Here is a 25,485-nt window from a genome sequence, read left to right on the forward strand (position 1 = left end):
CTCCTATGTCCTAGCATGAGCAAAATACATCATAAAGGAGACAAATATGAACACAAAAGGAAAATTAGGACTGGGGATCTTAATATCCTTAGTCGTTGGAAATATGGTTGGCTCAGGAATATTTATGCTGCCACGCTCATTAGCGGAAGTTGCAAGTCCAGCTGGCGTTATTCTTGCATGGTTATTAACCGGATTTGGTGTGTTAGTCACAGCCTTAGTATTTGGAAATTTAGCCATACGCAAACCAAAATTAACAGGTGGACCACAAATTTATGCGAAAAAGTTATTTAAACGAGGATCCAAAAAATCTACTTTATCTGGTTTTATGTCAACATGGGGATATTGGATTGGAAATTTAGCTGGTAATGTTGCCATTATTACTACTTTTGCTGGCTATTTATCCACTTTTTTCCCTATTCTAACAAGTGAAGCAGCATTATTCCATGTTGGCTCTTTTACCCTTTACGTGGGAAATGCGTTAACCTTCCTTGTTTGTACCATTTTATTATGGGGAACCCATTGGATCATTTTAAACGGGCTAGAAAATGCCGGGAAATTAAATATACTTGCTACATCTGCAAAAGTAATCGGTTTTATGCTATTTATTATTATTGCTTTATTTGCATTTGAAACAAGCAATATCCTTCCTTTTGCTGAACCGAAAGTTAATGCAGCAGGTCATTCGGTTGATCTATTCGGACAAATCAACAGTGCAGCTATAACAACATTATGGGCATTTATCGGGGTAGAGTCTGCCGTCGTTTTTGCCTCACGTGCAAAAAAACAGTCAGATGTTAAAAAAGCAACCATTATTGGACTATTAATTGCATTAGCAATCTATATTGGAATTAGTACACTTGTTATGGGAATCCTTTCTCAAAATGAATTAATCGCTTCGCAAAAGCCTTTAATCGATGCAATCGAAGCTGTTCTAGGACCAATTGCCGGTAAAATACTAGCAGCTATCGGATTAATCAGCTTATTTGGCTCTACAATCGGATGGATTATGTTAAGTGCAGAAGTACCTTATGCTGCTGCTAAACAAGGAATTTTTATTCCTGCTTTCTTAAAGGAAAATAAAAAAGGTATTCCAACCTTTTCTTTAGTCGTGACCAATATTTTAGGTCAATTGTTTATTTTCTCCACCGTATCAAGAAGTATTTCGCAGGCATTTGACTTTATCATTTATATTGCCACATTAAGCTATCTTGTTCCTTATTTAATTTCGTCAATCTTCCAATTAAAATTAGTTATTTCAGGAGAAACGTATACTTCCATGAAATCGAGAAGAGTAGACTTTGCTATTGGAATCATTGCAACCATTTATTCTATATGGGTAATTATTGCGGGAACTGCAGATATTAAAACATTTAGCTTCGGAGTACTTTTACTATTAAGCGGAATTCTTTTCTATAACCAATTGAATAAAGGGTCTAAACCAGAATAATACACATATCCGAGCGGCAAAAATCTTGTTTTTACCGCTCAGTTTCTTTTTGTAAAGGATTAAAGTGATTCACTCACTGTACTATCATCCCATTCCACTTCATGCTCTTTCGCAAGTTTATCTAGTTCATTCATATATTGTCGAATTAGTTTACGAGCTTCCTCCAGCATAGCATTTGCCTCTTCTACAAGTGTGATATCCTGTGTTTCTAGCGCTGTAAGTATTTTCACAAATGCATTGTATTGTGTGTCAGCGCCTTCGATATATATTTCATGAATTTCTCTTAATTCCTCTGTTTCCACTTGTACTGAATTCAACTCTTTAATAAATTCATTATAATTGGGAATAACGGTCGTTTGGATTGTATCATACATAGTCCAATCATCCGTATAATTAATACCTGAAACTGAATCGTATGCAGAAACAGCCTTTACCTCTAATTCAAATGCTGTTTTCATATCCTCATTTACATATTCAAGTAAATCCTCTCGAACTGGATCGGCTGAACAAGCAGTAATTAAAAACAGAAAGGGTAAAAACAAGATTTTAATAACTTTTTTCACTACTCCACCTCCTTCTCCTTACTGTATGAACGAGTGGAAGTCCACTATGAAAGCTAATTGGAAAAAGATGAGCCTAATTTTTAAAACTATCTTGCAATGCAAAATACTATATGGTAAGATATGTTTAAAGATAGAATCTTGCTATACAATATAGCCGCTATCTTGTTAAACAATATAGACTGAATAGAAAGGATATATGTCCATGTCAAAAAGTCAGATGTTAAAGGGAGTTTTGGAAGGATGTTTACTTGCGATTATTTCAAAAGGAGAGATTTATGGCTATGAAATGATTGAAAAATTAGAAGCTTATGGATTTACCATGATTAGTGAAGGAAGTATTTATCCTGTACTTTTACGGATGAAAAAGGAAGAGCTTGTTACAGTAGAAACAAAAGCATCTCCATCTGGTCCAAAGCGCAAATATTATTCCCTTTCGGATAAAGGAGCTAAAGTCTTAGATGAATTTGCTGACACGTGGACAGAACTGGCAACAAGTGTACATTGGTTATTAAAAGATATAAGGGAGGAGAAGTAAGTGAAATTATCGAAAGAAGCAGAAACTTTTGTGGAAAATTTACATCTATATTTATTAACAACGGGAAAAAAAGAAAAGGAAATAAAAGAGATTGTCGAAGAATTGACCGATCATTTACAAGAAGCAGAAGCAAATGGAAAGAATATATCGGAAATAACAGGAAATTCCCCGAAAGCATATATGGAAAGTTTAGCAAATGAAATGCAGACGGATTTAATCGAATGGGGGAAACTATTACCACATGTATTTATTAGCTTAATTGCCTATACCTTAATCGGGAAAATTATCTTAGGGGAAAATCAATTATCTTTATTAGTTGGATTAGGTTCTCTATTTATAAGTGTTTTCATGCTTGGGATGTACGTTGTCATATTTCGTTACATTTCATCAAGAAATAGCTCAAATAAAAAAGCATTTGCCTTAATATTTCCCTTACAATTATTGATTATAGGAATGTTTTTTGTGTTAATGTTCTACGGGAATAATTATGGTCCAGTATACATGATTGATACGGTAACTAAACAACTCCTTTTCTTAATTGTTCCTTTTGTTTATTTATGCTGGTTTGCTTGGTGGAGTAAATCATGGGTTGTCTTTTTCCCTGTTATTCTCTATCTTCCAAACCTTCTAGTAAAACCTTTGCCTATGTCAGAAGAGATGAAGACTTTAACTTCGTCCATTATTTTCTTTGTTTTCATGTTTGGGTATTTTATCTTGGTAATTTGGCAAGGAAAAAAAGCAAAAAAAAATACTTAATAACCTCTTAAAGCATATCAGAAAAAGATATGCTTTTTTTATAAAAAACAATTGAATATTAATTCATAATAATGTATAAATATAATTATGAAGATTCGGCGATTAAAGGGGAAAAGAACCATGAAATATTTTATAACAGAAGAGCTGCCATCATTCACAAAGTTTGCTCAATTACATGAGGACAGCGGTTTATTAAATAACAAAAAAGGAAACTATACCAGGGAGCAGTTGTATGAAGCAGCAAAAAACAGCTGGTATTCTGTTTCTATTTATAATGATAATGATAAAAAACTTATCGCCTTTGGTCGTATGATATCAGATGGAGTATATCAAGCATTAATTTGTGATGTAATGGTTGATCCTAATGAGCAGGGCAAAGGATTGGGGAAGCAAATAATCGAAAAGCTCGTATCTAAATGCCAACAATCAGGTATTCAATCCATTCAGTTATTTTCGGCTAAAGGAAAACATCCCTTTTATAAAAAATTAGGATTCATAGAAAGAGAACAAGACGCTCCTGGCATGTCTCTCCATCTTTAAAAACCGCATTTTGGATGTGGTTTTTTATTTTTTCTTGTGCATATCCAACCTTATTCTGGTAACACTATTTACGTACATAAGGTGGAGGCATGTAAAGAAGAAGTACAATCACTTTTTTCTAGAAAAAGTCTGACCCAATAGATAAAGTCATCCGCTCGATTAAAACCAGCAAACCGAAGAACTCTTATCAATATTGATCTAATTTCCTTTCCTTGTTACTTACAACAAGTTACATAGTTTAAAATAATTTCTTCCATTTGATATCTTTAAAAATATGTTTTCATTCCTATACCAGAATTTGCATGTATATAAATAGGTTAATCAAGAAATTAATGGGTAAAAGTAAATAGACAAAAGCATGTAATACACTTAATATTTCATGCTTTTGTTCGTATCATGTAAGTTTTTTGAGAAAGATAGTAAAAAAATAATACAGTAACCCCAATATTTATTTAAATAGTTATACCCATCCTTTACTTCCAATAGCATGAATTAGCATATATTGGATACAACTAATAATGACTAAATACTAGGAGGTTATTTTTTTGGCAGAGAAAAAAGATATGAATAATGAAAAGGGGCAAGATCAGGATCGAGAAACCTTAACAACAAGACAAGGACATCCTGTATTAGATAACCAAAACATCCGTACTATTGGGAATCGCGGCCCTGCTACACTTGAGAATTACCACTTTATTGAAAAGATCTCCCATTTTGATCGTGAAGAAGTGCCAGAGCGTGTCGTACATGCACGAGGCTCTGGAGCATTTGGTTATTTTGAAACTTACGGAAAAGTAGGAAATGAGCCGGTAGAAAAGTATACTCGTGCAAAAGTATTTTCCGGAGCAGGGAAGAAGACACCATTGATGGTTCGTTTTTCTACTGTTGCTGGGGCGAAGGATTCACCTGAAACAGCACGCGATCCACGTGGATTTGCTGTAAAAATGTATACCGAAGATGGAAACTGGGATTTGGTTGGAAATAACCTTAAGATATTCTTTATTCGTGATGCCATGAAGTTTCCAGATATGATACATGCCTTTAAAGCAGATCCAGTTTCAAACGTACCAAACCCGCAACGTATGTTTGATTTTGTTTCCCGCACTCCTGAGGCTACACATATGATAACCTTCCTCTTCTCACCATGGGGTATTCCAGCTACATATCGTCATATGCAGGGTTCTGGGGTAAACACTTATAAATGGGTAAATGAACAAGGTGAAGCAGTATTAGTAAAATACCATTGGGAACCAAAACAAGGCATTCGCAATTTGACGCAAGAGGAAGCAGAATCTATTCAAGCCAAGAACGTTGGCCATGCGACACAAGACTTATATGAAGCAATCGAGCGTGGTGATTATCCAGAATGGGAGCTTTACGTGCAAATAATGGAGGATGATTATCATCCAGAACTAGATTTTGATCCTCTCGATGATACGAAGCTTTGGCCAGAAGATAAATTCCCATGGTTGCCAGTTGGGCGTATGGTCCTCGATCGTAATCCGGTCGATTTCCATACCGAAATTGAGCAAGCTGCTTTCGGTACTGGTGTACTTGTAGATGGAATGGATTTTTCTGACGATAAGATGTTACAAGGGCGCACCTTCTCTTACTCTGATACTCAACGCTATCGTGTTGGTGCAAATTATCTGAAAGTACCAGTAAACGCACCAAAAGCACCTGTGCGCACAAATCAACATCGCGGCCAAATGGATGTACGTGATCCGAAAGAATCTGGGGAAAACCCACATATCAACTATGAACCATCTATGCTTGGTGGTTTTAAAGAGGCAGGGAAAGAAGAGCGGGTACCTCATCAGCCGACCTATAATGCTGCGGCGATGAGTGCACCAATAGACCGACCTAATAACTATGGACAAGCTGGTCACACATACAGAAGCTTTGAAGATTGGGAGCGCGAAGAATTAATAAAAAACCTATCGGAAGCACTGGCAATCTGTGATAAAAAAATTCAAGATGCGATGATTGAACACTTTACACAAGCAGATGAAGATTATGGCCGCCGTGTGAAAGAGGGCATCGAAACGAAAATGAAAGAGATGAAAGAAACGGCAAAGGATAATGTTCCAGGGCGTGAAGCAGGTCAATCAAAATATGGGCAAGGAACAATAGATGCCAATGAAGCAACAAAAGATGCAGTGAAGAAAAGCCATGAAGCTGACCCTTATTAATAAGTGGAATGGTAGATAAAAAGGTAGCTATTAAAAGTTCTTATTAAGTTGATGGAGACACATTTAAAATTGTGTCTCCTTTTTGGTATTTTTAGGCCTGTTAACCACCAATTTCACAATCCTTAGTGGCAATTATATTCCATAAAGTTCTTATGTGCCAACCACATCAATCATTCTTTTCCTCTATAATAACATTAATTGACATCCCTTATGAAATATGATATTTAATTAATAGATTAGCACTCATCACATTTAAGTGCTAATATTATTACATAAGATAAAGAAGAAAGGGTGCAGGAAAATTGATCGAAACGAAAGAATTTAAAGCGGAATCCAAACGTTTATTAGAAATGATGATCAACTCCATCTATTCGCAGCGGGAAGTATTCTTACGTGAGTTAATTTCAAATGCTAGTGATGCAATTGATAAAATTTATTATAAAGCTTTAACAGATGACTCTATTAATTTTGAAAAAGATAATTATTTTATTAAAATTACTGCTAATAAAGAAAACCGTACGTTAACCATTTCTGATACTGGTATTGGAATGACAAAGGAAGAATTAGAAGCAAATTTAGGTACAATTGCTAAAAGTGGTTCCCTTGCTTTCAAAATGGAAAATGAAGCGAAGGATGGCCATGATATTATTGGGCAATTCGGTGTAGGTTTCTATGCAGCGTTTATGGTCGCAGATGAAGTAACCGTTATTACTAAATCACTGAATAGTGATACAGCTTATAAATGGGTGTCAAAAGGTGCTGATGGTTATACCATTGAAGAAACGGAGAAATCAACAATCGGTACCGATATTATCCTTACAATTAAAGAAAATGCAGAAGAAGAGCAGTATGATGAATTTTTAGAAGAATATCGTTTAAAATCGATTATTAAAAAATACTCTGACTTTATCCGTTACCCAATTAAAATGGATGTAACGACAAGTAAGCTAAAAGAAGGCACAGAAAATGAGTATGAAGAAGTTAGCGAAGAACAAGTCATTAACAGTATGGTTCCCATTTGGAAAAAGAATAAAAATGAGTTAACAGAAGAAGACTATCAAAATTTCTATGAAGAAAAACGTTATGGCTATGATAAGCCATTGAAGCATATTCATGTTAGTGTAGACGGAGCAATTCGTTATAATGCAATACTTTACATTCCTGAAAAAACACCGTTTGATTATTATTCTAAAGAGTATGAAAAAGGACTAGAGCTCTATTCAAATGGTGTCTTAATTATGGAGAAATGCGCGGACTTGCTGCCAGATTACTTTAGTTTTGTCAAAGGGATGGTTGATTCTGAAGATTTATCCCTTAACATTTCAAGAGAAATGCTGCAGCATGATCGTCAATTAAAACGGATTGAAAAGAACTTAACAAAGAAAATTAAGAGCCAGCTCCTCAGCCTTTTAAAGGATGAAAGAGAAAAGTATGAATCCTTCTATAACTCCTTTGGAAGACAAATCAAATTCGGAGTCTATAATGATTTCGGGATGAATAAAGAAATGTTACAGGATCTTCTCTTATTCTATTCATCTAAAGAGAAAAAACTAGTATCATTAGATGAATATGTAGAAAGAATGCCAGAAGATCAAAAATTCATTTATTATGCAGCTGGTGACTCGATTGATCGTATCGAAAAACTTCCACAAACAGAATTAGTAGCAGATAAAGGCTTTGAAATTCTTTATTTAACAGATGATATTGATGAATTTGCGATAAAAATGATTGCAGCATATAAAGAGAAGGAATTTAAATCTGTATCAAGTGGAGATTTAGGACTTGATCAAGAGGAAGAAAAAGAGGAAAAAGAAGTAACGGAAGAGAACAAAGCGTTGTTTGATTACATGAAGGAGATTCTCTCTGGCAAAGTCAAAAACGTAAAAGTGTCTACCCGCTTAAAATCACATCCTGTATGCTTAACTGCAGAAGGGGAAGTTTCGATTGAAATGGAAAAAGTGTTAAGTATGATGCCGGACAATCAAAATATCAAAGCAGACAAAGTGTTAGAAATTAATAAAAATCATGAAATTTTCCAATCATTAAAAGAGGCTTATGAAAAGGACAAAGATAAAGTGGCTCTTTATACAAACCTTTTATATAATCAAGCCCTATTGATTGAAGGTCTGTCTATTGAAGATCCTGTCGAATTTACGAATAATATTTGTAAATTAATGAAATAAGAAAAAAAGCGGCTGGGACTAAGTTTTCCAACCAAGATAAACTCGAACGATTATACGGAGAATACTAAGAGGATTTTCGGATAATCGTTTGGGTTTTCTTTATTTTAAGAAAGGAGTTTGGAGGAATCGTCTGCAAACTGAAAACACTTCTTTTACCATGGAGCGAGCGCCGAGCCGCTTCGATTTTTAACCTATTTATTTCTTCGCCTATTTCAAATCTAAACATCATCCCCATACTTACAAATTTATATTTTACTAATTAAAACGAAAACGCTATACTTATAAAAAAACTATCAGAGATGGGGAACAATATTATGGCAGAATTAAAAGGAATAGAGATCTTGACGATTGAAAAAAATTCCTTTGTCATTCACCCAACCCTTATATGGGATGAAAAACAAACCTTATTAATCGATACAGGAATGCCTGGGTTTATGGAAGATATAAATGTAGTGATGGCTAAAGCAAATAAATCCTTGGAGGACTTAACGGGAATTTTGTTAACACACCAAGACATTGATCATATAGGTAGCTTACCAGAGATATTAACCGCTTGTACGCAGTATTTAACAATTTACGCACATGAAGGAGATATACCTTTTATTGAAGGGGATATACCTTTATTAAAAGCAAATCCTGATAATTTTAGCGAAAAAGAATGGGAATCACTTCCTGATCCATTTAAATTTATTTATCTTCATCCACCAAAGGCAAAAGTTACTGCTTCTCTACATGATAACCAACTATTAGACATAGATGGAGGTATAGAGATTATTCATACACCTGGACATACGCCAGGACATATCAGCCTGTTTCATAAAAGATCCGGTACTTTAGTTGCTGGAGATGCCTTACTTGCTGAAGATGGCCGATTACAGCATCCAGATCCAGTAAACACACCAAATATGGAGCTTGCGATTCAATCCCTAAAAAAGCTTTTAGCTTATCCGATTAAACAAATAGTTTGCTTTCATGGAGGAATGGTTACAGAAAATATCCAAGAGCAATTAGAAGGTTTGGTTCAATCGAAAGCTCTTTAAGTAGTGCACTATTAGAAATGATCCTAAAAATTGCCTTATATAATGTTAGGAGACATTTCTAATAGTCACTTTTCATTTCAAATAGTCTATTATTTAGACAACATTTCTCTATATAGTAAAGGAATTGATTCTGCTGGAGAATAAAAGAAACAGCTGCAATTATAAAAAGAACTGAATTCCCCGAATCCCAAAATATCCTCCAAATAGAATAAGAATAAGTCCAGAAATTCTACTAACAATAGTGATTAGCTGTTCAGATACGACATTTCGGAAAAAACTAGCCAGCACAGATACGGTAATATCCCAAATCGCTACGCCAAATAACATGCATCCCGTGTATAGAAGTACCGTACTTGTACTAAAATTATGTATAGTAGAGGCTAAAATAGATCCATATATTCCTAGCCAGAAGATAATCGATAGCGGATTCATAATACTCATCAGTAATCCAGTAACAAATGACCGAAACATAGAATTATTGTCTTTACCACTCCTTGATATAGTGCTAGTTTTAGTCATGACACCTTCTATCCCTGTATATATGAGGACAAATGCACCGAACAACCAAAGAAAAGTTTGAACAATGGGGATATTAGCCAATTTTGCTACGCCAAAGTATACGAGAATGATAAAAAATACATCACCTAGGAGAGAACCTAACGACAGAACCCACGCATGATGAAATCCATATCTAAGCCCTCTGTTTATAACAGCAGCATTCACTGGTCCTATCGGAGCTGCTAAAGACAAACCCAAGGCAATATAGTATAAAATACTATCCATAAAGATCCTCCTAATATAAACGTCTATAATTAACGTATTCAATAAGGAGAGCATGTACCACATTTTTAGAAAACTTTTTTCTATTTATAATAGAATTGTATATTTGGCAAAAAACAAAATGAAATAGTCCATACTTCTCTTGAAAAAGAGGAAATCTTTTAATAATAGACTGACAATGATATAATAATTTTTAAAAAAAAATACAGAAAATACCTATTTGCCTATAATTATTTTTGGTAGGGGACATAACCATGAATGTAAATGATACGCCATCTCTTGATTTTTTTCGTATACTTGTTGAACATGTTAGTGACTGGATATGGCAATTAAACGAACATTGGCAATTTACGTATTCCAATTCAATTGTTGAGGAGATATTAGGTTACTCATAAAACCATGTCTGAATTAATAGAATTCCAGAATGAAAGCCATTCATTTGCTTTACTATTTATAGACATTGATGACTTTAAACAAATAAATGATTCATTAGGGCACAAATACGGTGATCGAGCATTAAAACTCCTTGCAGCGAGAATGAAAGGATCAATAAGAGAAACTGATTTTTTATGTCGTTTGGGTGGAGATGAATTTATTCTTATCATTAAGGATATGAATACAGAACATGAATTAGAAAATTACGCTAAGAGATTACTTGCTATTTTTAATCATCCTCTTCGAATGGACAATAAACTTTATTCTATTTCTTGCAGTATCGGTATCAGTATCTATCCATATCATGGGAGGGATATCGAAACATTAATGCAAAACGCTGATAAAATTATGTATCAAATGAAAAAATCAGGAAAAAACGGCTATCAAATTACTAAACAATAAAAAATTGAATTCAAAGGCAATGTCTTTGAATCTTTTTCTTCATAGGTATAAGGACTCAACATTAAAACTATCCTTAATTAATTTCGATTATTCTTGGAAAAATCAATTGACAACACGGCTGTTTGCAACTATTTTCATATAATAAAAGTTGCAAAATTATCCCAACTCATCTAACTATTGAAGGATTTTGTAGAATATCATCGAAAAATAATGAAAAAGAATGTATAATAGATACTTAGGAAACTAGATTCTGAAAGAGGGAGGATCTTTAAAATGGAATGGACACTAGCCATATTGTTTATTGCAGCAGCCATTTTGCTCATTACTTCCGTAATTAAAGCAAAACAAACGTCAAAATCAGAGCAACGTGAAATAGATGTAATTCACCTTTCTGTGATGGAAGAAATAGCACAGTTGCAAAAACAAATACGCCATCTTGAGTTGGACATAGAAATATTAGAAAAACAAACAGGCGTTCAGCTAGCTTCTAAAGACCGAATGGTTTTACGAGAAGTGCTTGACTTGCATAGACGTAAGTATTCAGTTGAAACAATTGCAGCTCAAAAAAAGCTTACTCAAGCTGAAGTAGAAGAAATGTTAGCTCCTTACTTAACTGGAAAAGAGGAAAGGAGAAGTGTTTTACAATGAAGCCATCAATAATTACAAGTTTCGCAGCGGGAGTTCTTTTAGCAACTTCTGTTAGCGGCATTGTCTATTTCTCTACGAAGGATGATACAGCGAATGCTGAAACAAACAATAATGTCCAAAAAGTAGATAAAGTAGCAAGTGATGCAGCAAATACGCCAACTGTTGAAGAAATGAAAGATATCTTAACAAGCAGTGGTTATGTTGTACAAACTTCTGAAGAAGCAAAGAAAAAAGAAGATGATGTAAAGAAACAAGCATCTGAATCTAATACTTCTGAAGAAAAGAAAGATGACAAAAAAGAAGAAGATAAGAAAAAAGAGGAAGTTAAAACAGTTACTGTTACAGTTTCAAGTGGTATGACTAGTTATGATGTAGGAAGCATTTTACATGATGAAAAAATCATTAAAGAAACCGCCTTGCAATTCTCGCAAAAAGTAGATAAAAAAGGCGTAGCAGAATACTTAAGGCTGGGATCGTTTAAAATTAAAAGCGATATGTCAACCGACGAAATTATTTCCACTATCTTCAAAAAACGAAGCTAACTTATAAAAGCTTGTCCGAAGTATTCCTTTGGACAAGCTTTTATTGTTTATGAAACAATTTTTCATATAGAAGTTTTCTTTTTTTAGATTGATTTCCCAAGCTATTTTTTACAAGCTTCATAATCTATATAGAAGGGAGAATCAGAGAATGCAAAAGAAAAGAAGGAAAACGATTAAACTATGTCTGCCTGGCGGTTATCGATATTGCGGTCCCGGCTGCAGTGGTCCTGGTGCACCTATCAATTATGTTGACTCCTGTTGCCAAAGGCATGATCAATGTGTAGAGACATATGGTTCTTGTCGCTATTGTGACGAAAAATTACTTCATTGTGTCCAATCAAAATCTAGAGAACGAAATCAAGAAGGGAAGACTGCTAGACTTATCTCTGATTTCATGCGATTTCGACTTGAAATCAATGGCGGATGGAGAGGCAGACACTTATAACTTCCTATAACGCGACTTCGAAAAATTATTATGTGATTTCCAAATTTCTAGATTTAAAAAACGAACATCTTACTTTCCGAATTATTCGTTAGTAAGATGTCCATTTTTTAATGTTTCCACAATACATCTGTCAGGTTGCTGTCAAATAGATTAGTATCTATATTACATGTTTCATCATTAATACCATATTGCCATCCATATGCAAGCGACTCTTCCGGTGCATCCACTTTAAATTCGGGGGCATCTTCTTCTGTAGTTATCCCAATATTAGGAGAGGCAGACCATAGAAATGTATTATCTTTTATTTCCGCTTTGTTTTTTACAGCTTGATTAAAGGAAGCAGTTAACGCTTCATCTTTATCAAAAATACCATAAATAGCAGGCTCATAGGTAGATTTACTAACTTCGGCATACCATCCTTCTATAAAGGCGGCATCCACAGGATAATTAGGTTCTATGTCCGCAAAAATGGCGACACCATCTGGAGCTTCAAGCTCCTTAGCCAACTCAATTGCCTTCTTTGCTTCACTTACACCATTATCATATCCTGTTGCGTCTGTAAACCCATTATATATGAGTAAGATATCCGCTTCATTGGAATGAATTAAATCGACTTGATCTGCCGTTAAGCCATGAGAAACACCTTCATTTGTTCCTAGATAGCGCGCAATCACTTTAGGATCTCCAAAGTTATCTCTTACACAAGCAAGAAAATCCTCTGTTGTTTCACTAGCAGAATCAATTCCCCATAAATAGGATGTTTCTTCCTTGTTGTCCTTATTTCCGTTTGATTCGTTCCCGTCGTTTTCTTTCTTACCATTATCTTCTTTATTATTCTCGTTATTGTTTGTATCCCCATTTTCATTATTGGATGATTCTTTCTTTCCATTGGTATTAACTTCATTGGAGACATTAACATCCACATTTAAATCTAAATCATTCAATATATTATTCGCTAGCTCTGCTTTGTTACTAGAGAGAATATTATTCGTAATATTATTATTTGTCGTACCATTTATCTGACCTTTTAACAAGTTTTCAATAGTATTATTAATAGTGACAGATGCTTCTTTTTCTGTTTTATTATCAATGCTATTGTCAATAGCAGCATCCTTATCTTCTAAGTCATTTTTCACCTTATTTTCAATTGTTGCTTTAGATTCGCCACCCACTATATTCTGGATATTATTTGTTACTGAAATATTAATATCGCCTGGAGCGCTTTCTGTTGTGGCATTACTCTCGGAATTGACTGAATTGCCTTGCTCTTTATCTGCTTCCACTTTATTTGTTTGAAAAAGCAAAACAGTAACAATTCCAGAAAAAAGAATCAAGAAAGTAGCAGCTGCTATAAGAAGGTATTTCTTCCAATCCATTCTGTCACACCTTTCCTAATTTACTTACTTTATAAAGTATGTAAATTAGAGAATTTGGGTGTGGGCTATTTTTGGATAGAAATATCTCTTCATTTCAACAAGCAGAAGGTTTAGAGTGTTAGGTAAAGTGAGGCTTAAGAATATCTTTTAAAATAGCAGCACTTTGCTGAAATTTTTCTTGTTCATCTAAAGCTAATTCCAACTCGATAACTTCTCGTATTCCCTCTCTATTTATAACGGCGGGAACACCAATATAGACATCCTTTTCCCCATATTGGCCATCCAAATAGGCAGAAACCGTTAATACACTATTTTCATTACTTAAAATTGCTTTTGTTATCCGTACAAGTCCCATCGCAATCCCATAATAGGTTGCACCTTTTCCTTCAATGATCTTGTAAGCCGCATCCCGAACATTCACAAAAATATTATCTAAATCTTCCATTTTATAATGAGCAGCTCTTTTCATTAACTTATAAACTGGAATACCAGCAACATCTGCCGCACTGTAGACAGGAAGTTCACTGTCCCCATGTTCTCCAATAATATAGGCATGAACGCTAGTAGGAGCAACTTTAAAATAATCTCCTAGTAAATAGCGAAATCTTGCGGTATCCAGTATCGTACCAGAGCCAATGACTTGATTTTTCGGCAAACCACTATAGCGCCAAGTAGCATAGGTTAGAATATCTACTGGGTTTGTAGCAACTAAAAATATTCCATGAAATCCACTTGCCATTACTTGTTCGACAATGGATTTAAAGATTTTTAAATTCTTTTCCACTAAATCAAGACGGGTTTCTCCTGGTTTTTGATTGGCTCCTGCACATATGACAACTAAATCCATTTCAGCACAATCTTTATATTCCCCATATTTAATACTAATTGGATTAGGGGCAAATACCTTGCCATGATTCAAATCCATCACATCGCCAAATGCTTTGTCCTTATTTAGATCAATTAATAATAATTCATCTACAATTCCTTGATTCATTAAAGCAAAGGCATAGCTAGATCCAACAAATCCAGCGCCAATTAAAGCTACGCGACTAACTTTATTACTTAGCATTTTCTACTCCCCTTTAAAACTATTTATTAAATAGCGTTTGTCTATCCCCTGCGAATTATGTATTTTATAAAAAATGTTACCGGAATTATAAAAAAGAAGACATCATACAAATGATATCTCCTATACAATATCTAACGCTTTCTTTTTTTATTATCTACTGCAAGTACGGCTTTTTTTACCACCTTTTCAAATTCCACATTTACTTGATATACCTCTTCTTTTAATTGATTCACGGAAAGGACTTTGCCTTTTCGTCCTTTTATTTTTACAGGTTGATCAATATTCGGTATGTCTTGCCGTAATTGGGTCAATACATTGGTACTATTTTCAAAATAATGGACAGTAATCATTCAATAACACTCCTTTAAAGGAAGTTTTTTCGGATATTAAAATTAATATGGATAAAAGAAATAATTTAGAACGATAAACATGCTAGTCATTAAAAAGACAAACCTTCCATTCATTTTAAATATTTTTAAACAAACTTGCTTAATCTTCGCTTATAATAAGAAAAGAATAAACAAAGGTGAGGGAACCAAATATGAACATTTCCTTTAAAAAAATAGATAATCCAACTGATCAATTAATTTCTTGTTTAAATAAGTGGGAAAATGACCCAAGACTTATCCCGTTCATTCATCCTTGCAGAAATAAAGAGGATTTAGAAAACTACGTACTTGTTACAAAAGAGGAAATAACAAAACGATTAACCAATTACCACATGTATGCTATTTATTTAGATGATATTCTTGTTGGAGAAATGAATTATACGATTGATCCCATTCATCTATATAGGAAAGAACAAGGGACCGCTTGGATCGCTATTACAATTGGCGAAGAAGTTGCAAGAGGAAAAGGTGTCGGATCAACATCATTAATCTATCTAGAAGAGCAGATCAAAAAACAAGGGTTTAACAGGATTGAGTTAGGCGTATTTGAATTTAATAAAAACGCACATAAATTATATAAAAAGCTTGGATATCAAGAAATTGGCAAAAATAAATTCTTCACTTATTACCAAGATAGAATGTGGGATGATATTCGCATGGAAAAATATATATAAAAAAAAGGAGAGAAGTGCTGCATATAAGCAAACATTCTCTCCTTTTTTTAATACTGTCTATATACATAAGGGTCATCTGGCTGATTAATGGACTTCCAATCTGTAACTTTAAGAATCGGAATGGTTTTCTTAAATGGTTGATAGTACACTGTTTCAAGCTTACCTGTTACTTGGAGCCATTGATCATTCTCTCTTTTCAATTCATCCGGAATATCAAGAAGCATTCCAAAAACACCAGCATCAGCAATACAATGGATAATCCCAAAGCGCAGCAGGAACAGCTGATTATTGGTTAAATCCTCTTCCTTGTAAGTAAATCCTGTCAACGTAATTTTTCTATCCATAAATTGACCTGGATAATTATAGATTGTTTCCAAATCATTTAAAAAATTATCTTCCCCTAATTTAATTTCAGGGAGATTCTTTATTTTATCTAAGCCTTTATCCATCACTTCTGCATAGCCTTCTTTGCCATAATAGCTACTCGTATTTGGCTGCAGGAATTGATGCTGACTATATTCATCTCCTTCATCATATGCAGGGAAATAGAGTCCCTTTTTCTCCACAATATTCGAATCAAGGGTAGCCACTGGAAGTATTAAACCAGTAAGAATAGGAATAAGCAATGTTATAATCGTAAATCCACGTTTCCACCAGCTATTTTCTTCATGGGAATGATCATGTCCACAATGATTACACGATGCATCATGTGTATGTTTATCCTTTTTTACATAGTTATAGACACATATAATTGTAAAGAGTACAAATATATAGATAGCAGACTCTGAAATATAAGCATATTTCATATTAATATATTTAGATATATCGCCAGTTGCATGTAAATGTAGAAATAAATAAGTAAAGCCTATTAACACGAATATTCGAAACATGTTTTTTTCACCTCTTTATAGAAAAATTGTTACGAGAAACACGCAAACTGTAATTAGACCAGTTAATAGAATGACAAACTTAGCTTTAAATGTGCTTAGCATCATCAATGTATTTTTGATATCCAACATAGGACCAAACACAAGGAAAGCAAGAATAGATCCTTCAGAAAAGCTGTTTCTAAAGCTCGCTGCAACAAATGCATCTGCTTGGGAACAAAGACTTAATATGTACGCAAGTCCCATCATAACAAGATGAGAGGAAGCCTGACCGTTTCCTATTGAAACAAGGGTAGAAGTCTTAACTAAAGTTTGTACTGCTGCAGCAATAAACGAGCCAATAACTAAGTATTTTCCAACAGAGAAAAATTCATCGATCGAATGCTTGAACATAGCTTCGATTCGGTCTTTAAAAGAGTGAATGTGCACGTGTTCAATCACATGACTTTTCAGCGGCGATTGCTTTACTGATTTATGCAGAGCAAGTCCAATAAGAATAGAACAAACAAGCGCCAATACAGAACGAAGAATTACCATTCTCCAGCTATTCCCGAAAGCAATATACGTCGAGAACATAACTACTGGGTTAATAATTGGTCCGGTAAGCATAAAGGCGATACTGGCAGGAACCGGTACACCTTTTAAAATTAACCGCCTTGTAATAGGAATAATTCCACATTCGCATGCAGGAATAATGCTTCCAACTAAAGAAGCAAATAAAATGGCCAGGATTGGATTTTTCGGCATCATTTTTGCAATAAGTTCCTCTGAGACAAAAATTTCGATAATACCCGAAATAAGAACCCCAATTAGAATAAAGGGCAATGCCTCAATGATAATACTGATAAAGATCGTATTTAACTGTAATAAGGTTTCCATATTCATTTTTTAAACACCTACTTTTTTGGTAAAAATCAGAAAGTCATCATTATAAAGAAGATTTATTAAAATCAGATGAGAATAAGGGAGAATCACTACTATTAATTATTAATTATTGCAAACGAATACACGAACCTTTACATTAAATAGTAGGAAAGCAGAAAGGAAGTGAACGAAGCTGAAGAGAAAGCTTTTGCTTTTTTTGGTCGCACTATCACAATGTGTTTTCATCGTAGCCTGTAGTGCTCCGTTACAAAAAGAAGCAGAAAATCTTAAACAGAGTCATATAAATCCAGAACAAAAGAATAGGCAGCTAACTGCTGACTATATAACTGTTCTAGTAGAAGCAGCAAATAGAGGCATGACGGATACAAGTTCCTTTAATATCTTTACAAGTACCATCGAACAAGTAATTAGCCAATGGGGGGAGCCGGATCAAACAGATCAAGTAGGAGAAGGGTACTATGCCATCTATAAGGATAAGGATACCGTATTTGGATATACTGCAAAAGGCAATATTTATGATGTTCGTTCCAATAAAAAGCGATTAAATAGATTATCTCTATCGGATTTAAAAAAGAAAATAGGGGAACCAGCAGAAATTAGAGTAGGGAACGGTGAACAAATAATTGTCTATAACCTTAGTGAAGATGTTCAGCTTAAGTTTATAATTTTAAATAAAACCAACAGAATAGACCATTTATCTGTCTATCACAAAGTTAGAGGGGTACAAGAGAAATATGCCTTAACTATCCAAGGCGAATCTAATCAACTTACCACTAAACAATGGGAAACGATGCAAAACTGGAGGAGGGAAATCGTGAAATTCCAAGAGAATAATGCGAATGTATACATCAATGGGCGGAATGAAAAGAAAGTTTCTTTGACCTTTGATGATGGTCCTGATGATATCATTACCCCAAAAATCATTGAAATATTACAGCAATATAAAGTGAAAGGGAATTTTTTCTTTATCGGCAGTGAAGCAGAAAAACATCCGCAAGTTGTAAGAAATGCTTATAAAAACGGGAATTTAGTTTTGAGCCATAGCTATCATCATGTTGACTTATCTGGTTTAGATAAGAACCAACAATTAGAGGAAATAACACGGGCAGGCAATACTCTTCAATCGATAATTGGAAAAGAACCTGCAATGATTCGCCCACCATATGGAGAAACAAATGAAACGCTAATGAAAAACGCCGAACTAAAAGGATATTCTATTATCATTTGGTCCATCGATACACTTGATTGGTCACAAATGGAGGCAGAGAATATTATTAGAAATGTCACCAATCATTTGCGAAACGGCGATATTATTTTAATGCATTCAGATTCAGAAAAAACAGAAACTGCAAAGGCATTACCAAAAATAATTGAAACTATTCAGGAAAGAGACTTTGAAATAGTCGGTCTCGATGAATTACTAGGGATAGAGGCATACCAGTAAATAGGAAGGGAGTTCTCCTTAATAAAAGGAAATTCCCTTTAAAACTTGTTTTCTTCTCTCTCTTTCTATATAATCAATTATAGACATTAAAGATCTTTAATATATCCGTAAAGAGGTAGTATTATGAAGTATTCAAGAGCAACGAATTATGCATTACACACTATGGTATATTTGACACTTGCACCACAAGGGAAAGCTGTAGGGGTAGATCAATTAGCTAAAATCCAAGATTTATCTCCAACATATCTATCGAAAATCTTAACTAAACTTGTTAAAGCTGGCTTAATTGAATCAACACCAGGTGTTAATGGTGGTTATCGTATTATAAAACGTGCCGAGGAAATTTCCTTTTTAGATGTAATTACGGCTATTGAGGGAAACACATCTTTGTTTAGCTGTTCATTAGAGCATGATAATAGAAAAAATGGCGAGTGCTTAATTGAAAATGTCATGTTAGAGGCTGAAACAAAGATGCGTGAACATTTAAGCCAAAAATATATACGCGATATTGCTAATCAAATTGAACATAATGCTAAGTAAAAAATAAAGGTGATAACTCATCTTTATTTTTAGTCTAATTACGGATATTAAGAGTCCTTAATATATGTTATTAAAAGGAGGAATAAGCATTGTTAGATTGTATTGTTATAGGTGGAGGACCCGCCGGTTTAAATGCCTCACTTGTTCTTGGAAGAGCACGAATGAAGACGATCGTATTCGACGACGATAAACCTCGAAATTCCGTTACCCAAGAATCACATGGCTTCATAACAAGAGACGGTATTAAGCCTTCCCAATTTAAACAAATTGGGAAAGAAGAATTAAAAAAATATCCCGATGTATCCTTTAAAAGCCAGCGAGTAACAGACATTAAAAAGGTAAATAAACACTTCACCATTTTTACCGATCAAAATGAATCTTATCAGGCAAAGAAAATTATATTATCTACTGGACTGATTGATATTCTGCCCGATATTGCTGGCTTGCATCATTTTTATGGAAAAAGCATATTTAGTTGTCCTTTTTGTGATGGTTGGGAACTTAAAGATCGAGCTTTAGCAGTATTGGCAGAAAAAAATGATCATACTTTTCATTTAACCAAATTGCTTTTTAATTGGAGTAGAAACATTATCGTTTGTACAAACGGCAAGAAGATACTTACGAATGAGCAACTTGACACGCTAAATAACAAAAATATTAAAGTAATCGCACATGAGATAGACAGACTGCAAGGCGATAACGGACAATTGCAAAAGATTATCTTTAAAAATGGGGAAGAGATCGATAGAGAAGGTGGTTTTGTCACAGCCGAACTTCAACAAGCCGTTCCCTTTGCTGAATCACTTGGATGTATATTAAATAAGATGGGTGGAGTGGAAACCGATGCTCTTGGGCGGACAAATATAGAAGGAGTATACGCAAGTGGAGATAATACTCTATTAACACCACCACAGTTGATAAACGCTGCAAGCCAGGGAAGCAAAGCTGCTTCAGGAGTAATAGCTGACTTAATTAATGAGGGCTTTTAATTAAGAAATAAATACTTGTTTTAGCAAGACATTCATAAACATGAGAAAACAAACGGGCAAACAAGGCGAAAATCAACTTGTTTGCCCGCTAATTAGTTTTACGGGGATTTCATAACGGTCTTCCTGATCATTTACTCCGTCTATTTTTTGAATAAGAAGCTCTACACAAAGCTTAGCCAATTCTCCGAGAGGCTGCTTCACCGTAGTTAGTTTAGGGAAATAATCCTCTATAAAGGAAGTTCCATCATATCCGACTAGTTTAAAATCTTGTGGTGATGTTAAACCAAGTTTTTCCGCTTCATTTATAACTAAAAGTGCTTTCATATCATCTGAACAAAAGATTCCCTCTGGCTGCTCTGTTTTAAGAATTTTAGCTATCTCCACCGATTTTCTCAAGGGAGTAAAGCTTCCGTTTATGGAAAATATTCTTGGTTGTAAACCAGCATTGTTCATTTCATCTATATAGCCCTTTGTCCGTAAATAGGTTGGTGATTTAACATCATTGCTTCCAGTTAACATGATTATTTTTTGGATACCATGGTTGAGCAAGGAGCGTGTCGCTAAAACACCGCCCTGATAGTTATCACTGCTTACAATGGGAATATTAGGTGCAAGGAAACGGTCAAAGCTTATAATAGGGGCCTTGATATTCGTGTAATCATCATGGTTTAAATTATGTGCACCTGCAATGATTCCTTCTACTTGATTTGCTTGGAGCATTTGAATGTACTCCCGTTCTTTATCCGAATTATGTTCGCTATTACATTGGATTGTTTTATACCCTGCACGGAAAAGTTCTCGTTCTAAATGATCAATCAATTCTGCATAGAAGACATTATTCAAAGCAGGAAAAATTAATCCAACTAGCTTTGTGGACTTCCCCTGCAAACTGCGAGCAAGATTATTTGGTTGGTAATGAAGCTCTCTCATTGCTTCATGAACCTTAGCAATTGTTTTTTCTGATAGATAGCCTTTTTTATTAATAACACGGCTGACCGTCGTAGGACTCACCCCAGCTAATTTGGCTACATCGGTTAATTTTGCAACCATTTTAATTTACCTCTTCTGATTATTTAGTCTCCATATTGTACCGCTGAGATTACGTTTAGAATGCAGGTAAATAAATGTTTGTGATTCATCTGGAAAAACACGCCCTGTAATAACTCGTTCTCCTTCATTTACAAAGCACTCAAAAACGGAGGTATCAGCAAATATATTTACTTTAATTTCTGTATTCTTCGAAACATATGCTTCTCGCTGGAAACCATATTCTTGCGCAAAACGTTGGCCAGCATATTCTCTGTCTACAGAAACTTTACCATTTACCGAATCGAGTGTAAAGGCTAAATAACGGGTTTTATCTACATTTGAAAAGAGCAATATTTTCACAATTTCATTTGCGGGTACGCTTACTTCAAGTTCAAATCGATTGGTCTTCGCGTCAAATGACTCATAAAATGAATTCTCTATTTCACGCAATTTAATTGTTTCTTTAACTGGATATTGTTTTAGCTTCCCATCCTGTAATGTAAGTTCCTTCACTAAACTTAATAAACCTTGATAACCTTCTTTATCTGTCGGATAATTAATTTCCGGTAATCCAATCCAACTAATCGCAAGGGCCCTGCCATCAGGAGCATTAAATGCTTGTGTTGCATAGACATCGAAGCCTTCATCTAGATTTTGCAAATTTGTTGTCTTAGTGATTGCCGCCTTAACCGGGTCAAACGCTTCTCCAACGGTATACATATTCGGATAAATATTTTCATATGATTGAATTTTTTTAGATAATCCTTGTGGACAGAATAAGAGAACAGGTACCTCCTCAATAAAAATAAGATTCGGACATTCAATCATAAAGCCAAGTTCTTGATCAGAAAATGCTAATTCACTAACCAATGTCCAATTTTTAATATCATTTTCTAATGCTTTGTAGAGAAAGATAGCCCCTTTTTTATCTGATTGTTTTTGAGCACCAATAATCATATACAATTGATCTTGATAACAAAAAATTTGCGGATCTCTAAAATGATCTGTTGTTTCATTTGGCTGGTTAATCAATGGTTTAGGAAATTTATGAATGGTTCCGTCTTTATACATAAAAGCCCCATTTTGGAAGCTGTATCGATTCCAATCTTTGTCCCTAACATTTCCAGTGTAAAAAAGGAAGAGCTTGTCTTCATCAATGGGATAAGCTGAACCTGAATAAACCCCATGTGAATCATAATTATTGTCAGATTGTAGGGCAATCCCATTTTCTTCCCAGTGTATTAAATCCTTGCTTTCTAAGTGATACCAGCTTTTTAAACCATGTACAGCTCCGAAAGGATAGTACTGAAAAAAGAGCTGCCATTTCCCATTAAAGAATGAGAAGCCATTTGGATCATTTAACAAACCGGTTTTGGGCTCAATATGATACCCAGTACGCCACTTGGAGTTTTCCACTGATTTACTTAAAGCGTTCTTATAGTCAATGTCCCATTCTGAATAGGGTTTATATCTAAGATCTCGTGTCCAATTGTTAACAATATCTGTCATGTAATTAAAACTCCTTCATTGTAGTTCATAAGTGTACTTAAGGGCATTTTAAAACGTTCTCAAAAATATGTCAAACGTTTTCCTATTTAATTTAACTACATTTATTATAATTATTTAAATCAAATAAATTTTTATGATAAACGTTTGACATAAAATAAAAACGATGTTAAATTAATCGTGCAAAAGGTTTTGAAAGCGATTTAATAGAAAGGGGAATTCACATGAAACACAGAGAAGTAGCTGAACGTGTAGCCAAAGCGTTGGGTGAAGATAACTTAATTGCTGCTACACACTGTGCAACTAGATTAAGACTTGTTGTAAAAGAAACAAAAAAGATTGACCAAAAAGCTTTAGATGATGATCCAGATTTAAAAGGAACATTTGAAGCGAATGGTCAATTCCAAATTATCGTTGGTCCTGGTGACGTAAATGAAGTGTATAAAGAATTAATCAGCATCACTGGTGTTGGTGAAGCAACAAAAGCTGATTTAAAAGAAGTAACGGCACAAAAGGAAACGAATCCTGTCATGAAATTAGTAAAGCTCTTATCCGATATCTTCGTTCCGCTAATTCCAGCTTTAGTTGCAGGCGGGCTGCTAATGGCCTTAAATAATGTCTTAACAGGAGAAGGTTTATTCGGGCCAAAATCTATTGTTGAAATGGTCCCCGGTATTAAAGGTTTTGCAGAAATCGTCAACTTAATGGCCTCTGCACCATTTGCCTTCTTACCAATTTTAATTGGTTTTTCTGCAACAAAACGTTTTGGCGGAAATCCTTATCTGGGAGCAGCAGCAGGGATGATGCTTGTTATGCCTGAACTGGTAAATGGCTATGGGGTAGCAGAAGCTGTTGCTACAGGGCAGATGCCACATTGGGATGTATTCGGCTTACATATCGCTCAAGCCGGCTATCAAGGCCAAGTATTACCCGTGATTGGAGTAGCTTGGATTTTGGCAACACTTGAAAAGTTCTTCCATAAGCATTTAAACAATGCAGTTGATTTTACATTCACACCATTGTTTTCCGTAATTATTACTGGTTTTGTCACATTTGCATTTGTTGGGCCATTATTACGCGGTGTTTCCAATCAATTAACAGATGGATTACTCTGGTTAATTAATACACTTGGTGGAGTTGGTTATGGTTTATTTGGATTGGGATATTCTGCAGTTGTATTAACAGGATTGCATCAATCCTTCCCAGCAATAGAGACACAATTGCTAGCGGATATTGCAAAAACAGGAGGAAGCTTTCTATTTCCAATCGCATCAGCTGCTAACGTAGCACAAGGAGCAGCATGTTTAGCGATCTTCTTCTTATCAAAAAACCAAAAGCAAAAGGGATTAGCGTCCTCAGCTTCTTTCTCAGCAATGTTAGGAATAACAGAGCCAGCATTATTTGGGGTTAATTTAAAACTTAAATTCCCGTTTTTTATCGGCCTTGTTGCAGCAGGTATAGGAGCAGCATTTATGGGATTCACTGGAGTGCGTAATGTATCTTTAGGTCCTGCAGGAATAATTGGCTTTATCGCTATCAGCCCAAAAGCAATTCCCATGTTTATGATTGGAGTTGTTATTAGTTTTGTGCTCGCTTTTGCAGCTACAATGCTTTATGGACGAAAAAAATTGAATGTTCCATCTTCTAATTCTCAAGGTACTGAAACATCTGAAACAGATACTACGATTAATAGAAAAAGAGCATTTAGTGAAGAGATTACGGCACCTGTTGAGGGGAAAGCGGTTGATTTAACGAGTGTAAATGATCCTGTTTTCGCTTCTGGTACAATGGGAAAAGGAATTGCCATTATTCCGCGTTTAGGAAAAATTTATGCTCCAATCGATGGAGTTGTGACAGTTACTAGTGATTCTAACCATGCATATGGAATTCAATCAGAGAAAGGTGCAGAAATTCTTCTGCATATCGGGATAGATACAGTAAAAATGGCAGGGGATGGGTTTAAAACCTATATAAAGCAAGGTCAAAAGTTGAAGAAAGGAGACTTGCTAGGAGAATTTGATATGGCGAAAATCAAAGAAGCAGGGTTTGATTCTACCGTGATGATGATTGTCACAAATTCTTTTGAATATTTAGAGATTAATAGTATTAAGGATTCAGATATTAAGGTAGGAGATAAAGCTTTAACCTTAATACAATCAGAAAGCAAATAATGTTCGATCCTTAATATT

General features: G+C 34.7%; 25 protein-coding genes. 16 read left to right on the forward strand and 9 right to left on the reverse strand.

Annotated features, from left to right (window positions below; translation table 11 throughout):
- Positions 1-46 precede the first annotated feature (46 nt).
- Complete coding sequence (locus tag MHH96_RS17880; RefSeq protein ID WP_341117796.1) at positions 47-1,447, forward strand: amino acid permease; 1,401 nt, start codon at positions 47-49, stop codon at positions 1,445-1,447.
- Between the two features lie 59 nt (positions 1,448-1,506).
- Here MHH96_RS17880 and MHH96_RS17885 read toward each other — a convergent pair whose 3' ends face one another.
- On the reverse strand, positions 1,507-2,010 hold the full coding sequence (locus MHH96_RS17885; RefSeq protein WP_047944619.1) for a hypothetical protein: 504 nt from the start codon (positions 2,008-2,010) through the stop codon (positions 1,507-1,509).
- Positions 2,011-2,212: 202 nt separating this feature from the next.
- On the opposite strand from MHH96_RS17885, the gene MHH96_RS17890 reads away from it, so the two are divergent.
- The 6 genes from MHH96_RS17890 to MHH96_RS17915 all read left to right on the forward strand — a co-directional run bounded on the left by MHH96_RS17890 (position 2,213) and on the right by MHH96_RS17915 (position 9,256).
- A complete protein-coding gene (locus MHH96_RS17890) occupies positions 2,213-2,545 on the forward strand; it encodes a PadR family transcriptional regulator (protein WP_047944618.1) in 333 nt (110 codons plus the stop codon).
- Positions 2,546-3,301: a DUF1129 family protein gene (locus tag MHH96_RS17895; protein ID WP_061796113.1), complete on the forward strand. Its 756-nt coding sequence runs from the start codon at positions 2,546-2,548 to the stop codon at positions 3,299-3,301.
- Between the two features lie 120 nt (positions 3,302-3,421).
- A complete protein-coding gene (locus tag MHH96_RS17900) occupies positions 3,422-3,841 on the forward strand; it encodes a GNAT family N-acetyltransferase (protein ID WP_061796118.1) in 420 nt (139 codons plus the stop codon).
- 563 nt (positions 3,842-4,404) lie between these two features.
- Positions 4,405-6,033 (forward strand): catalase, encoded by a 1,629-nt coding sequence (locus tag MHH96_RS17905; protein ID WP_235850031.1) that lies wholly within the window; start codon positions 4,405-4,407, stop codon positions 6,031-6,033.
- Positions 6,034-6,338: 305 nt separating this feature from the next.
- Positions 6,339-8,216, forward strand: a complete 1,878-nt coding sequence (gene htpG, locus MHH96_RS17910) for a molecular chaperone HtpG (protein WP_341118129.1) — start codon at positions 6,339-6,341, stop codon at positions 8,214-8,216.
- A 314-nt stretch (positions 8,217-8,530) separates the two neighbouring features.
- Complete coding sequence (locus MHH96_RS17915) at positions 8,531-9,256, forward strand: MBL fold metallo-hydrolase (protein ID WP_047940677.1); 726 nt, start codon at positions 8,531-8,533, stop codon at positions 9,254-9,256.
- A 159-nt stretch (positions 9,257-9,415) separates the two neighbouring features.
- Here MHH96_RS17915 and MHH96_RS17920 read toward each other — a convergent pair whose 3' ends face one another.
- A complete protein-coding gene (locus MHH96_RS17920) occupies positions 9,416-10,039 on the reverse strand; it encodes a LysE family translocator (protein ID WP_095320114.1) in 624 nt (207 codons plus the stop codon).
- Between the two features lie 396 nt (positions 10,040-10,435).
- On the opposite strand from MHH96_RS17920, the gene MHH96_RS17925 reads away from it, so the two are divergent.
- The 4 genes from MHH96_RS17925 to MHH96_RS17940 all read left to right on the forward strand — a co-directional run bounded on the left by MHH96_RS17925 (position 10,436) and on the right by MHH96_RS17940 (position 12,508).
- Complete coding sequence (locus MHH96_RS17925) at positions 10,436-10,873, forward strand: diguanylate cyclase domain-containing protein (protein ID WP_053215580.1); 438 nt, start codon at positions 10,436-10,438, stop codon at positions 10,871-10,873.
- 273 nt (positions 10,874-11,146) lie between these two features.
- Positions 11,147-11,521, forward strand: coding sequence for a hypothetical protein (locus MHH96_RS17930; protein ID WP_047940673.1), 375 nt, complete (start codon positions 11,147-11,149; stop codon positions 11,519-11,521).
- The gene (locus MHH96_RS17935) at positions 11,518-12,063 is read left to right on the forward strand and encodes a hypothetical protein (protein ID WP_047940672.1); all 546 of its coding nucleotides are present in this window, start codon (positions 11,518-11,520) and stop codon (positions 12,061-12,063) included. Before MHH96_RS17930 ends, MHH96_RS17935 begins: the two co-directional genes overlap by 4 nt.
- 148 nt (positions 12,064-12,211) lie before the next feature.
- Positions 12,212-12,508 carry a Parvovirus coat protein VP1-like protein gene (locus MHH96_RS17940; protein ID WP_095320116.1) on the forward strand — a complete coding sequence of 99 codons (297 nt, stop codon included), beginning with the start codon at positions 12,212-12,214 and terminating at the stop codon, positions 12,506-12,508.
- A 107-nt stretch (positions 12,509-12,615) separates the two neighbouring features.
- On the opposite strand, the gene MHH96_RS17945 is transcribed toward MHH96_RS17940, so the two are convergent.
- From MHH96_RS17945 to MHH96_RS17955, 3 genes are all read right to left on the reverse strand, one after another.
- Entirely contained in the window at positions 12,616-13,884 is a 1,269-nt protein-coding gene (locus MHH96_RS17945) for a glycoside hydrolase domain-containing protein (protein WP_095257269.1), read from the reverse strand.
- Between the two features lie 118 nt (positions 13,885-14,002).
- Positions 14,003-14,953: an L-lactate dehydrogenase gene (locus MHH96_RS17950; protein ID WP_047940670.1), complete on the reverse strand. Its 951-nt coding sequence runs from the start codon at positions 14,951-14,953 to the stop codon at positions 14,003-14,005.
- Positions 14,954-15,084: 131 nt separating this feature from the next.
- Complete coding sequence (locus tag MHH96_RS17955; RefSeq protein WP_047940669.1) at positions 15,085-15,303, reverse strand: hypothetical protein; 219 nt, start codon at positions 15,301-15,303, stop codon at positions 15,085-15,087.
- A gap of 191 nt (positions 15,304-15,494) precedes the next feature.
- Here MHH96_RS17955 and MHH96_RS17960 point away from each other — a divergent pair, with 191 nt between their 5' ends.
- Positions 15,495-16,016 carry a GNAT family N-acetyltransferase gene (locus MHH96_RS17960; RefSeq protein ID WP_047940668.1) on the forward strand — a complete coding sequence of 174 codons (522 nt, stop codon included), beginning with the start codon at positions 15,495-15,497 and terminating at the stop codon, positions 16,014-16,016.
- Between the two features lie 47 nt (positions 16,017-16,063).
- Here the strand turns inward: MHH96_RS17960 and MHH96_RS17965 are convergent, their stop codons facing one another.
- Together MHH96_RS17965 and MHH96_RS17970 are read right to left on the reverse strand one after the other, a co-directional pair.
- A complete protein-coding gene (locus MHH96_RS17965; protein ID WP_047940667.1) occupies positions 16,064-16,906 on the reverse strand; it encodes a TIGR03943 family putative permease subunit in 843 nt (280 codons plus the stop codon).
- 15 nt (positions 16,907-16,921) lie between these two features.
- Entirely contained in the window at positions 16,922-17,788 is an 867-nt protein-coding gene (locus tag MHH96_RS17970; RefSeq protein WP_047940666.1) for a permease, read from the reverse strand.
- 187 nt (positions 17,789-17,975) lie between these two features.
- Here MHH96_RS17970 and MHH96_RS17975 point away from each other — a divergent pair, with 187 nt between their 5' ends.
- From MHH96_RS17975 to MHH96_RS17985, 3 genes are all read left to right on the forward strand, one after another.
- Positions 17,976-19,232 carry a polysaccharide deacetylase family protein gene (locus MHH96_RS17975; protein WP_341117799.1) on the forward strand — a complete coding sequence of 419 codons (1,257 nt, stop codon included), beginning with the start codon at positions 17,976-17,978 and terminating at the stop codon, positions 19,230-19,232.
- 123 nt (positions 19,233-19,355) lie between these two features.
- Positions 19,356-19,772: an RrF2 family transcriptional regulator gene (locus MHH96_RS17980; RefSeq protein WP_061796148.1), complete on the forward strand. Its 417-nt coding sequence runs from the start codon at positions 19,356-19,358 to the stop codon at positions 19,770-19,772.
- Positions 19,773-19,861: 89 nt separating this feature from the next.
- Complete coding sequence (locus MHH96_RS17985) at positions 19,862-20,761, forward strand: NAD(P)/FAD-dependent oxidoreductase (protein ID WP_341117800.1); 900 nt, start codon at positions 19,862-19,864, stop codon at positions 20,759-20,761.
- 72 nt (positions 20,762-20,833) lie between these two features.
- Here the strand turns inward: MHH96_RS17985 and MHH96_RS17990 are convergent, their stop codons facing one another.
- Positions 20,834-21,811 (reverse strand): LacI family DNA-binding transcriptional regulator, encoded by a 978-nt coding sequence (locus MHH96_RS17990; RefSeq protein WP_047940663.1) that lies wholly within the window; start codon positions 21,809-21,811, stop codon positions 20,834-20,836.
- 6 nt (positions 21,812-21,817) lie between these two features.
- Positions 21,818-23,299 carry a sucrose-6-phosphate hydrolase gene (locus tag MHH96_RS17995; protein ID WP_144580019.1) on the reverse strand — a complete coding sequence of 494 codons (1,482 nt, stop codon included), beginning with the start codon at positions 23,297-23,299 and terminating at the stop codon, positions 21,818-21,820.
- 221 nt (positions 23,300-23,520) lie between these two features.
- On the opposite strand from MHH96_RS17995, the gene MHH96_RS18000 reads away from it, so the two are divergent.
- Entirely contained in the window at positions 23,521-25,467 is a 1,947-nt protein-coding gene (locus MHH96_RS18000) for a sucrose-specific PTS transporter subunit IIBC (protein WP_341117801.1), read from the forward strand.
- Positions 25,468-25,485: the final 18 nt, after the last annotated feature.

Source organism: Niallia sp. FSL K6-0212, assembly GCF_038007605.1.
Lineage (GTDB): Bacteria > Bacillota > Bacilli > Bacillales > Cytobacillaceae > Niallia > Niallia circulans.

What these genes read in the sequence shown, in the direction of transcription:
- MHH96_RS17880 (WP_341117796.1), top strand. Translation starts at nt 47, where the DNA reads ATGAACACAAAAGGAAAATTAGGACTGGGGATCTTAATATCCTTAGTC.
- MHH96_RS17890 (WP_047944618.1), top strand. Translation starts at nt 2,213, where the DNA reads ATGTCAAAAAGTCAGATGTTAAAGGGAGTTTTGGAAGGATGTTTACTT.
- MHH96_RS17900 (WP_061796118.1), top strand. Translation starts at nt 3,422, where the DNA reads ATGAAATATTTTATAACAGAAGAGCTGCCATCATTCACAAAGTTTGCT.
- MHH96_RS17905 (WP_235850031.1), top strand. Translation starts at nt 4,405, where the DNA reads ATGAATAATGAAAAGGGGCAAGATCAGGATCGAGAAACCTTAACAACA.
- MHH96_RS17915 (WP_047940677.1), top strand. Translation starts at nt 8,531, where the DNA reads ATGGCAGAATTAAAAGGAATAGAGATCTTGACGATTGAAAAAAATTCC.
- MHH96_RS17920 (WP_095320114.1), bottom strand. Translation starts at nt 10,039, where the DNA reads ATGGATAGTATTTTATACTATATTGCCTTGGGTTTGTCTTTAGCAGCT.
- MHH96_RS17925 (WP_053215580.1), top strand. Translation starts at nt 10,436, where the DNA reads ATGTCTGAATTAATAGAATTCCAGAATGAAAGCCATTCATTTGCTTTA.
- MHH96_RS17930 (WP_047940673.1), top strand. Translation starts at nt 11,147, where the DNA reads ATGGAATGGACACTAGCCATATTGTTTATTGCAGCAGCCATTTTGCTC.
- MHH96_RS17935 (WP_047940672.1), top strand. Translation starts at nt 11,518, where the DNA reads ATGAAGCCATCAATAATTACAAGTTTCGCAGCGGGAGTTCTTTTAGCA.
- MHH96_RS17940 (WP_095320116.1), top strand. Translation starts at nt 12,212, where the DNA reads ATGCAAAAGAAAAGAAGGAAAACGATTAAACTATGTCTGCCTGGCGGT.
- MHH96_RS17945 (WP_095257269.1), bottom strand. Translation starts at nt 13,884, where the DNA reads ATGGATTGGAAGAAATACCTTCTTATAGCAGCTGCTACTTTCTTGATT.
- MHH96_RS17950 (WP_047940670.1), bottom strand. Translation starts at nt 14,953, where the DNA reads ATGCTAAGTAATAAAGTTAGTCGCGTAGCTTTAATTGGCGCTGGATTT.
- MHH96_RS17955 (WP_047940669.1), bottom strand. Translation starts at nt 15,303, where the DNA reads ATGATTACTGTCCATTATTTTGAAAATAGTACCAATGTATTGACCCAA.
- MHH96_RS17960 (WP_047940668.1), top strand. Translation starts at nt 15,495, where the DNA reads ATGAACATTTCCTTTAAAAAAATAGATAATCCAACTGATCAATTAATT.
- MHH96_RS17965 (WP_047940667.1), bottom strand. Translation starts at nt 16,906, where the DNA reads ATGTTTCGAATATTCGTGTTAATAGGCTTTACTTATTTATTTCTACAT.
- MHH96_RS17970 (WP_047940666.1), bottom strand. Translation starts at nt 17,788, where the DNA reads ATGAATATGGAAACCTTATTACAGTTAAATACGATCTTTATCAGTATT.
- MHH96_RS17980 (WP_061796148.1), top strand. Translation starts at nt 19,356, where the DNA reads ATGAAGTATTCAAGAGCAACGAATTATGCATTACACACTATGGTATAT.
- MHH96_RS17990 (WP_047940663.1), bottom strand. Translation starts at nt 21,811, where the DNA reads ATGGTTGCAAAATTAACCGATGTAGCCAAATTAGCTGGGGTGAGTCCT.
- MHH96_RS17995 (WP_144580019.1), bottom strand. Translation starts at nt 23,299, where the DNA reads ATGACAGATATTGTTAACAATTGGACACGAGATCTTAGATATAAACCC.
- MHH96_RS18000 (WP_341117801.1), top strand. Translation starts at nt 23,521, where the DNA reads ATGAAACACAGAGAAGTAGCTGAACGTGTAGCCAAAGCGTTGGGTGAA.